The organism is Chitinophaga tropicalis (genome assembly GCF_009758205.1).
Taxonomy (GTDB): domain Bacteria; phylum Bacteroidota; class Bacteroidia; order Chitinophagales; family Chitinophagaceae; genus Chitinophaga; species Chitinophaga tropicalis.
The window spans coordinates 181,212-192,763 of the sequence record NZ_WRXN01000003.1; the positions used below are offsets into that span (position 1 = coordinate 181,212).

Annotated in this window: 5 protein-coding genes; 1 reads left to right on the forward strand and 4 read right to left on the reverse strand. The window is 45.1% G+C overall.

Annotation, left to right across the window (positions count from 1 at the left end; translation table 11 throughout):
* Positions 1 to 21 precede the first annotated feature (21 nt).
* The 4 genes from GO493_RS08900 to GO493_RS08915 form a co-directional block, all read right to left on the reverse strand.
* Positions 22 to 3,057, reverse strand: coding sequence for a beta-L-arabinofuranosidase domain-containing protein (locus GO493_RS08900; RefSeq protein WP_232538796.1), 3,036 nt, complete (start codon positions 3,055 to 3,057; stop codon positions 22 to 24).
* A gap of 431 nt (positions 3,058 to 3,488) precedes the next feature.
* Entirely contained in the window at positions 3,489 to 4,301 is an 813-nt protein-coding gene (locus GO493_RS08905; protein ID WP_157305796.1) for a CHRD domain-containing protein, read from the reverse strand.
* A gap of 135 nt (positions 4,302 to 4,436) precedes the next feature.
* The gene (locus GO493_RS08910; protein ID WP_157305797.1) at positions 4,437 to 5,219 is read right to left on the reverse strand and encodes an NIPSNAP family protein; all 783 of its coding nucleotides are present in this window, start codon (positions 5,217 to 5,219) and stop codon (positions 4,437 to 4,439) included.
* Positions 5,220 to 5,355: 136 nt separating this feature from the next.
* Entirely contained in the window at positions 5,356 to 8,244 is a 2,889-nt protein-coding gene (locus GO493_RS08915; RefSeq protein WP_157305798.1) for a ligand-binding sensor domain-containing protein, read from the reverse strand.
* A 181-nt stretch (positions 8,245 to 8,425) separates the two neighbouring features.
* On the opposite strand from GO493_RS08915, the gene GO493_RS08920 reads away from it, so the two are divergent.
* Positions 8,426 to 11,503 (forward strand): SusC/RagA family TonB-linked outer membrane protein, encoded by a 3,078-nt coding sequence (locus GO493_RS08920; protein ID WP_157305799.1) that lies wholly within the window; start codon positions 8,426 to 8,428, stop codon positions 11,501 to 11,503.
* Positions 11,504 to 11,552: the final 49 nt, after the last annotated feature.

Below are 11,552 nucleotides of genomic sequence, written 5' to 3' on the forward strand. Positions count from 1 at the left end.
TCTTCTTTTAAGCTGAATGGCTTATTTTAACTTAACATCCAGGTAAACAGAATGACGCCCGTATGTTTCATAAAATGGTTTGAAAACAACACCATCAATGGTGAATTCCAGCTGCTGAGGATTTCCTTTAATTGACTTACTTATATCTTCAGCATCCAGGGTTATTTTACGCCAATCTTTTCTTGCTTCTGGCTCCTGGGCAGCCAGTAATACTGGTCCGTAAAACAGGCTGGCTATGTTCTGCTGGTCCATCACCGGATCCAGGTGGAACTGGAAAGGCATCTTCAATTCTATAATATCGCCATCTTTCCATTGACGGCTTATTTTCAGGTAACTGCCTGGCTTAGCCTGAAGCGTTTGTTCTTTACCGTTGATCTTCACAAAGAAGCCTTTGGTAGCCCAGCCTGGTACCCGTACATTGATATCAAATTTTCCGCTACCCTTAATAGTCAGGCGGGTATTGTCTTCATTCGGGAAATTTGTTGTTTGTTCTACCGTTACCTGGCGCTCCGTCCATTGTAGTGTGGAGGGAATGTACAGATTGACGTAAAGCGCCTGGTTATCCTTGCTTTTAAAGTAAATTGAATTCTGCAGTTTGGTATTGCTCTCTATTGATGTACCGTTACAACATGTAAAGCCGGTCATATCAGGATTACCAAATTGTTTGATAGACCCTGGTCTGAGCGGTACGTGATAGGTATTGGCAGGATTATCTTTCGCTACGGAAGCGAGAATGTGATTGTACAATGCACGTTCGTAATAATCCATTAACTCTGCCCGCTGATTGAAGAGGAACAGGTCTGTGGTCAATTTCAGCATATTGTATGTGGCACAGGTTTCGTTTTGTCCGCCGGAAGAGAAGCCGTTTTCATACAATGTTGACGGCTGGCTGATAAAGCATTCCGCATTGGCGGGATTACGTGCACCTGCCACTCCTCCGATGCTGTACATATAGTCATTGACAGCCTTATACCAGAAGTTATCGGCCACTTTGTAATATTCCGGGTTATTGGAGGCCCGGTACATTTCGATGCTACCTACAATTTGCGGTATATGCTGATTGGCATGCAGGCCACGGAAAATATCTACATTTTTGGCCAACCCATGGGAATGGGCGGTATCGCCAAAGAACACCCTGATATTATCAAATAACTGTGCTGTTTTCAGGTATTTCTGTTCGCCCGTAATCCGGTACAGACGGGCCATTGCCTCATTCATACCTCCAAATTCTCCGGCGATGTAAGTATTCCACATCTTTATGAGGGTATCCTCCGGCAACCGGCTCAGGCGGGTATAAACCCAGTCACTCATGCCGGTAGCTATTTCAAGGGCTTTTTTATTACCGCTCACTTCATATACATCCATTAAGCCGGCCAGGATTTTATGCAGGGTATAGTATGGCGCCCATACCTGGGTTTTCTGTCCGCCGTACTTAGCTCCGTGTTCCAGCATAATAAATTGGTCCGGGGGATAAGCGCTGATGAATCCTTTTCCCCAGTTCCAATAATCGGTACGGATGCCTTCATCGCTCAGGTCTGAATCATAACCTGATTTTCCGGGACCATATGGCACGGCTGCAGGATCGGATACATTGGGCCCACCTGCTTCTTTCGGCTTTCCGGACAATTGTGATAACTCATAGAGCGTATTGACCATATACTCCATTTTTTGGGAGAAATTGGCCTGAAGCGCCTTGTCATATCCTGTGCTGGCATAAGCCTGTGCAATAGCGGTAAGGTAGTGACCGGTAGCATGTCCCCTTAATTTAGTGTCCTTGCTGTCCCATACGTCCAATGGCTTTGCACCTTCAGGTTGTTTCAGGCCAAAAGCGTGACGGAACATATAGAGAAAGGAGTTAGGGTCGGTTGTTGCCAGTGTACTGATAAATTTATCGCGATTTTCGATAAACTGGGTTGCATGGCCATGAGAATCGGTTTTCAGAGACACCTGGCCCAAATTAAACGTCTCCAGCTTTAAACCTGGTGTAGCTGATTTGCCGGACTTTTTTACCGTGACGAATGCCTTTGGTTGAAAATCTGTTCCAGCAACACGCCCTGTAATGGCATAGCGTCCGGGGGTGAGAACGGTGCTATTATCGACCGGAGCGGGCCAAAGCACACGTACCTCCGGACCTATTATACCATTGCGGTAAGTTCCCTGTACATAAGCAGGTAGTCGTGGTAAATTTCCTACTTCTGTTTCCACTTCCACATCGGATACATGAACTAAATAGCTATTATACAGCTGTGCTTCGGTTGGAGGAAAATGAGGAAGATCATCTTCACGCTTACCTGTTGTATTCACTGAGCCTTCATTAATGCCTTTCCGGGAATTGTCAAAGATCCCGGCAACCTGTCTTCTGCTCAGGGCAACGCGATAGATACGGAAATCATGTATCATGGCATTGAGATAAGGATCTCCCGGTAGCAGCGACTTCCCGATATAGAGCAGTTTTTGCTGGCCGAATACGGTTGTTAACTCAGCAGGAATATCCTTGGTCTCACCTACAGGTTTACTATCCACATAGGTGATCATAGATTTTGAAGGAATATCTATCACTATGGCAAGATGAACCCACTTATTCACTTCAATAGCCGGAGAAACAGCGCCGTTCTTATTACCTTTTTCCGCTGTTATCAACGCCTGGTAGCCTTCCTGCGTACTTGTTCCAACAGGGGCCGCAAAAAAATGTTTGCCGGCATCTTTTCCGAAATCGAAAAAGTGCTGGCCGGGTTGCTTAGAACGCAGGTATATCCATCCTGATATACTGAGCGATTCCATATCTGACAATGCTTCTCCGGGTAGCGTAATAAAAGCGTTGTCAGTTCCAGGGAGCGACAAAACTTTTCCAAACCTATCGTCATTGACAAATTTGACTTCGTTGCTCCGGGACCTGGCGTGCAAATTATTCCGGGACCAGTCTTTGAGGTCTCCGTTAAAGACATAGCGTGCGATCATTTCGGTTTCTCCGATCCCATCCAGTATCTGGTCTCCATTTTGTGCCTGAGCGGAGTTAATGCCCCCGATCAGAATAAACACAAACAAGATGACACGCATGAATACTTTGCACATTTTTGTTTTTGCGTAATTTTCGTCAGTAACCTTATATCGATCTACCTGTAAAACCATATTTTTATCGGCTAAATATTTAAAATTCAAGGTGTTTGGATTGATAGTACATTATTTGATAATAATGTATGAAGCTATGAAGAATCCTCACATTCCTATAAGTCTATTTTAGCTGATAATCAAATGATATTAACTTGTATCTGAACCCAGGGGCCTGAATTTAAGATCGTACAGATATTGCCAATTGTCTGGTTGAAGCATGCCATGTTGGCAACAGCCTTGATAAAAGCATTATCAGAGATTATGAATTTGTCTACAATTGTTCCTAAGCTGATGTGCCAGGACGTAGAGCTTAGCTATAAGAATTGGAAGGGATAAACGAGGTTGTCCCTTTCTTATGAAAAAACCGATACGGGCAGTTAACGTATCTGCCCCCGTATTATACCGTTGGGCCAGATGGTGGAGTGTGCATTCACATATAATGCTTCTGTGCGCAGGGGGTTGGCAGTAGCTTCGTCCAACTGTGTCATTTTGGACATTCCGAAGTCAGCCGCTGTAGCACAGAGGGATACGAGCACATCTCCATTTGCACCGGTAGCGCCACGGTGGATATGTGCCATGGTGAGTGCATCGCCCGCGGGGAGATCTGTTACTGTTACCTTAGAATACAGCTTCCTGTCTACAGTAAGACGGAGCAAAGCGACGCCAGTAGCGGTGGTCACTACCGGAGGTACCTCGTTTGCACCGGACATATTTATAGTTTCTGCCAACACGAGATCGCTGTTTACTGTACCGCGTACCAGTCCTGCGGGGTATTGAGTGGAGTGAACGTTGAAATAGATGTCATTACTCCGGTTCTTCAGGCTGTCTGCAAACGATTGTCTCAGTGTGAGTGTGCCGCTGCTGGTATTGCCTGTCCATGATGGGAATGGAACAATGACAGGGCCGTTGGTTACGGGATCGCCCGTATGGAAGTGGGCCATGGTAAGCGCGTCGCCGGAGGCGAGGTTGTCTACCCTGAAAGTATAGTCGAGAGTATTATCTGCTTTAAGCTGCATGGTCAGTAAACCTGTTTCAGATCTGCCAGCAGGCGCCGGATTCTCCATTTTAGTGCTGAGTGGGATCTCGAACGAGAGTATGAGGTTGTTGTCATCATTGTTATCGCAGGAAGAGAAGGAGACAATGCCAGTGAGCGCAAAAGCCGTCATGGCAAGTACATGTTTGTTTTTCATAACAAGAATGGTTTGGTTTACCTTATTATTACAATGATCAACCCCATTTAGTTGTCCACCGGAGAAGAAATACCCAGGTGCAAACGGTAGCACAGTAACAATTGGTTGACATGTTTTTTGTTGAGTTCGTCCCTACTATACCTGCGAATATGATGTTGGGACTAAAAAGGTGTTACTGATCTTAGAAATAGTATTTGCATACTGGGGATCTGCTATTAGTTTTTTCCATTCAGGATCGGCTACGAAAGCAGACCATCCTTTATCCCGTTCTTCCATGTTATTGCATGTGAGCATATAAGTAAGGCGAGGTAGCTTGTCGCCGGCAATCACTTCTCCAAAGAATACAGGATTCAGTTTCGCTCGTTTAAAAATGGGAAACTCTCCGTCATTGAACATTTTTATTTTTCTTCTTACGGCCTCTTCACTATAGCCTTCATATGTTCTTAGTTCAAAGATCCGTGGCCCAGCTGAAGGGGCGACCATTGCAGGAAAGCCATCAAAGGCAATCATCAGGGAAGAGGTGAAGCGATTGTATACGGGTTTATCAGCCGGTATGCTGTTATATGCAGCGCTGTTCTTAATATAGTCTGTGTCTGTTTTTACTTTTGTATTTACGGACAGGTATTCATCAAGAGAAGAATAAGGCGTCAGTAAGTAGACTTTAGCTGGTTCCGATTGTCTCCATTCTTTAAAGACACCGACCTTTTTTACTCCATATTTATTCAATGCGGGAATAAGGGCTGTCTTAAAATAATTTTCCAGTTGTGCCAGATCGGAACCGAAGCGTATTTCATATTCACGCCATTCGTATATTTCCTTTTGTGCCGGAGACTTATGGCCCGCTATTGCCGGAGTGATCGTTACTGCTGCACCTGCAGCTGCCACAAGCGAAGATTGGAGGAATTTTCTGCGTTTCATATTATTTGGGTTTTAATAGGTTAATTGTTCCGTGTACGTGGATAAAGCCGTCTAATGTTGTAGCTAAGTTTAGTATTATCTTTCTCATGGAGCAAAAATAATTTAAAGGTGCAAGATCGATCACGCTTACCGTAATTTATATCTGATTTAGAAAGCTACTTAATGACTCACTGGTTTGCAGGCCTATTTTCTTTCTTATCCTGTATCGGCTGACTTCTACGCCACGTACGGAGATATTCAGTATCTGGGCCATCTCTTTATTAGAGAGATTGAGTTTTATATAGGAGCAGACTTTCAGATCTGAATTTGTAAGCTGCGGATATTTCTTCCTGAGCTTATTCAGGAATCCGTCGTTCAATTCATCGAACCGGGCGGCGAACTGGTCCCAGTTTGCATTCAGTTTTTCTGTGTCCTTAATAAGGTCGGTAATGCTCTTAATATCATCATTGTCAGCCTCTGTTTTGAGACGGTCAACTTTTTCCTTTATTTTAATAATAGTATCTTCTTTTTCCATCAGATGCATGCTGGTATTTGCGAGCTCCTTTTTCTTGAGCAGCACTTCCTGGGCCAGCTTTTCATTCTGCATCCTGATAATTTCTTTTTCGTTCTTCTCTTTTTCCAGGTGGTGGATATATGCTTGTCTTTTCAGTTCTTCCTCATGTTTTTGCTGCAGTGAGGCAAGTTTTTTGCGGTGTTGCCTGTACAGGAAATAACTCAGTCCTGCAAAGATGCAGATGTATCCGGCAATTGCCCAGAAGCTTTTGTACCAGGGGGCGGCTATGGTAAAGCTGTAGGAAACAACGGCTGATTCATTCTGCTGATTATCTCTGGCTTTTACTTTGAACGTATATTTTCCGTCCGGCAGATTGGAGAAATCTTTTTCAGACCTGGTATCCCAGCCGGACCATTCATCCCTATAACCTTCCAGCTGGTAGCTGTATTCAATATTCTGCTGGAATTCGTACGCCGGCGAACTATATTCGATGTGGAGAGAGTTGTATCCACCAGGGAGATATGTCATTGCCGGACCTGTTCCGGGGATAGTTTGCAGGAAGCTTCCGGCCATAACACTGTCTTTCTTACCTATTGCTTTCACCTGGCCCAGTAATACAGTGACAGCGGGTCTTCCTGAGGTATATTTTTTATAGTCAAGACGGATCACTCCCCTGACGGAGCCGATAAAGATATTTTCCTTGTTGTATGGGTAAATATTATCGAAGCCAGGTAGTAATTCTTTATCCAGTTCCGGAAAATAGGTGACTGCGTAATTGTTAGTGGAACCGGCAGATGTGAAATGAACTACTCCCATGCCTTTTTCAGTGCAGAACCAGATGTCGCTGTCTTTATCTTCTGTGAGGTATCTCACTTTTAAGCCTTTAAAAACAGCGGAGAGAAACCCGGAAGGTATGAACCTGTTCGTGTTGTGGTCAAATTCATACAGGCCCTGTGTGGTGGCAAATATGACCTGGTTTCTTATTTTAAAGACAAAATTATTTATGGTTGATGGCAACCCGTGGTGGATGGTGTAAAGGTGGCAGTTGTAAGTTTTCTTGTCTTGTGCGAGGTTGAACCTGTAAATGCCGCGATAAGGGTGGGAAGCCCAGATATCTCCATTGTTGTCTGTTGTCAGGAACCGGTAGGAGTCTGTAGTACCTTGGATCTTTCCAAGGTCTGTAAACGTATTGTTTTCGTAATGCAGCCGTTTTAGTCCGAAATAGGTGCCCACAATAATATCTTCGGCCGGGAGCACTGTGGAGGTGGGCAGGAACACCCAGCTTCCTGCGCCTGTTGAAATTGGCCTGGTTACATTACCCTGTACTACATAAGCGCCATTATCATTGCCGAGAAGCAGCTGCCCGTTTACTACGGCCAGGTTCCATGCTTCGAAGTGGCCGGTATTTTTTACCAGCGAAAAGTTATCTCCTGTGAAATTGTTGGGATCAGTTAACGGAGAGTAGTACAACCCGTTGGAGGTAGCTACATAAATATTGTTATCATGTATGCGGACGGAATAACCGGATACATTATTTGATTTAGCGATGTTCAGGTACCTGATGGGTGAATTCCTGGTAATATAACTGATACCGCTGTTAAGGCCTGTCCACAGGTTATGATTGGCATCCAGGTAAACACTTATAACATTGTTATTCTGCAGTCCTGTTTCACCTGAATAGCTGGTCCTGGTATTGTTATTAATATTAATTACCTGGCAGCCAGCAGAAGAAGTGGCGATTACGAATTCTGCATTGCTGATCTTAGCAGCGCTATTGATATAGTAATTACCCAGGCCGTTGCCGCTTTGATGCGGTGTGATGGAACCATTATTCAGAAGATAGATGCCTTTTGTCCTGGTAATTATATATATACTGTCTTTCCCCATGGAAAGCATACCGGCAATCAGTATACCTGCGAGTTTGTTACCCTCTTTTACCGGGGTCCACTGGCCTCCGTTGAGTTCCATCAGTCCGCCGATATTGTCGGCGGCATAAATTTTACCGGCGCCTCTGCCAAGAAAAGTCCATTTTGACCTGGCCTCATGTACCTGTATGGATTTTTCATTGTACTCAAATATCCGGTCGTCCGTCTGAAAATAGACGTTATTATCAACCAGGGCGATATTCCAGATGTCTGCAAATTTATGATACTGCTGAGGGACCTTGTCTTTAAGAGATGTGTAAGTGAGCGTACCATCCTGAGATGGTGAAAAAAAGCCTATTTCATCCTGACCACCAACGTAAATTCTGCCAGCGGGACTGATGGCCAGCGACCGTATAATGGTGTTGTTGGGTAATGGGAACAGTTGCCAGTGACTGCCGTCAAAGGTCAGCAAGCCATCATTGTTGGCAAAGTACATCCTCTTTTGGGTATCCTGACTTATTCCCCATGTCTGGCTGCCACCCCTGTAGTCTGATTTGGTGTAATTAATTACAGCAGGGATACCCAATCCATCCTGCGCATATATTGGGAGGTCAGTTATTCCTAACAGGGCACAGAATGTCAGAATAATACGCAGAATCCTAGTCATAATGTGGGTACTACATGTGTTGTAGTAGTATTGTAGTAGTCATGAATGATATAAAAATAGAGAATTGCTCAATATGATGAGGTATTGTAGGGGTATTTTCTTAATATTTTCTTTTCGACGAACCTACATTTGTTTTCCACGATCCCCTATCGGGTATGAGACCAAAAACTAAATTTTACGTATGAAAAAAAAATTCCTGAGAATTTTTATACTATTTGTCCTCTCCGTTATTACTCATCTAAAAATCCACGCACAAAGCAGAATTGTCAAAGGTACTGTTACCGATGATAAAAATGCGCCTGTAATCGGAGCAACAATTGGTGTAAAAGGTACCTCTATTGGTACGATAACCGGCGAGGCCGGTACTTTCAGCTTGTCTGCTCCGGCCGGTGCAGATTCTATTGCAGTGTCTGCTGTAGGCTTTGAAAGCCAGGTGATTGCGATAACGCCTGGGAATATGAGCATTCATCTCACCACCTCCAGGACCAAACTGGATGAAGTAGTGGTAGTAGGTTACGGTACGCAGAAGAAAGGAGACCTTACTGCTCCCATTTCGACTGTAAACACAGAATCCATGCTAAAGCGAACTACTGCCAACCCTATGGAGGCCATACAGGGTAGTGTGCCTGGTGTGCAGGTAGTTACCAACGGTGCTCCCGGCAGTTCGCCCAATGTGCGGATCAGGGGAGTAGGGTCATTTAATAATGAGAACCCGTTATACGTGGTGGACGGAATGTTTGTCAGCGACATCAGCTTCCTGAACCCGAATGACATTGCGGAAATGTCTATTCTTAAAGATGCATCTGCCGCCGCCATTTATGGGGTGCGGGCTGCCAATGGGGTAGTACTGATCACTACAAAGAAGGGTAAGCTCAATATGAAGCCGCGTATCACCTATAATGCCTATGTTGGTATACAGAAGCCGGTTAACGTGCTGAAAATGGCTAACGGGGAGCAGTATACGGCGTTTTCCCTGGGAAGGAAGTCTACCGCCGACAGCGGCACGGTTCTGTTGTCAGTGCAGAAATTTGGCGGCAGCGGACTTAATCCTTCCACCAGTACAGACTGGTATGATGTTATTCTGAGGAAAAGTGCGCTTATAACCAACCATGGTATAGATATACAGGGTGGTGGTGAAAAGGTGACCTATTCCGTAGGTCTTAATTACACCTACCAGAATGGTATTCTCAATGCTGTGAATGATTTTAAAAGGTACAATGGGCGTGTGCAACTGGAGGCCAAGCCAACTGAATGGCTGAAGGTTGGTTTTTCCGCTGTATTCAATAATACCATTACGAATAGTCCCAATAATTCAGCATTCCTGGATGCCTATACTGCCAGTCCGCTGTTCCCGGTGTACGACAGTACCAACGTGAATGCGTTTCCCGTGAAATTCACGGCAGCTTCTGTAATAGGAAGATCGGACGATAAGAACCCGATGGCCACTGCTTATTATAATTATAACAATTCCAAGGGATTCCAGATCCTGCCAACGTTGTTTGTTGAAGCAAGTTTCTGGCGGAATAAAATCACCTTTAAGTCCCAGTTGAGCCAGGTGTATGGTTCTCTCCTGGGTACGCAGTACCGTCCGCAGATGAACCTGGGGCCCGGGCCTGGTTCCACGGTGTCGCATCTGACTTCCACACAGGAGCGTACTACCAATTACATTCTCGATAACCTCCTTACATACAGGGACAGCAGGGGCGCCAGTCACTGGAGCCTGTTGCTCGGACAATCCACCAGGGAGGAAAGATGGCGCCAGACCTGGGCCGGCGCTGACAACGTACCAAATGTTAAAGAAGCATGGTATGCCAGCCAGGGTACTCCAAATGCAGCATATTATGGTGAAAATGGTACCCGCAATGCAGGGATCTCCTTCTTTACCCGTGGTACTTATGATTATGATAATAAATACCTGCTGACCGCCACTTTCCGTGCAGATGGCAGCTCGAAGTACCAGACGAAATGGGGGTATTTTCCTTCTGTAGGCCTGGGATGGGTGATCAGTAAGGAAGCGTTTATGAGAGATCAGAAGATCTTTGATTTCCTGAAGCTCAGGGGAAGCTGGGGACAACTGGGTAACGACGGTGTAAATGCAAATGCAGGATATGCCGTAGTGAAGACCGGCAACAGCACCTCTGCCGTTTTTGGAAGTACTGCAGGCGCCAGCGGGCAATATATTCCCGGTTATACAGTGAACAGATTTTACACGAATATTTCCTGGGAGGTTGTTACAGAGTGGGATGGAGGTATTGATTTTGAAATGGTGAGAGGAAAATTAAGTGGCTCTGTGGACTATTATAACAGGAAAACTACCAAAGCAGCTTTCTACAGGCCATTCCCATTTACTTATACCACTATTTACGGCAACTGGGCTGATATGGTAAACAGTGGCTGGGATGTGTCTCTTAGCTGGAACGATAAAATTGGTGAGCTGGGATACCAGATCGGCGCGAATATGTCTACCCTGAAAAATAAGGTGACCAGCCTGGGTTCGCTGCCAAGTTCTACCAGTGGGTTTCCTGAGTGGACGGCTGAATTCCCTAACCGCACGGTGGTAGGGCAGCCGATCAACTACTTCTACGGCTATGAATTTACAGGTGTATATCAGACCCAGCAGGAAGTTGATAAGGACCCGATTGCAGCCAACTATAACCAGTCGTCTTCATCACCCATTTTACCGGGCTTCCCGAAATATAAGGACCAAAACGGCGATGGCGTCCTGGACGACAAAGACCGTATCAACATGGGCAGCTATCTGCCAAAAATCACTTATGGGTTCAACATCGGGCTGACCTACAAAAAATTTGACTTCAGCGCTGCATTTCAGGGTGTATCAGGTAATAAGATCTTAAACCTTAACAGGGGACGTCTTTACAAAGCGTCTACCTCTCTGAACCTGGATGAGAAATTTGCCAGCAATCTCTGGACTGGTCCGGGATCAACGAACAAATATCCATCAGCTTATGCTATAGGTCAGGGTTGGTTCAAGGTGAGCAATTCATTCTTTGTGGAAAGCGGCGCCTATCTGCGTGTACAGAACATCCAGCTTGGATATAATTTCAATGTGGGCAAAGTAGCGCCTGTTGCGATGCGTGTGTTTGCCACTGCTGACAGACCGTTCATTTTCACAAAGTATAATGGCTTCACTCCTGAAGTTGGTACCAATACTTCTGCAGGTTACTCCGTATCCGGCTACGACTCAAACGTATACCCGGTATCATCCTCTTACAGTTTAGGTGTCAGGGCTACTTTCTAGGAATATCCCGGAAGTCTGAATGCCTTAATATTTATTGAAGAAAAATAAA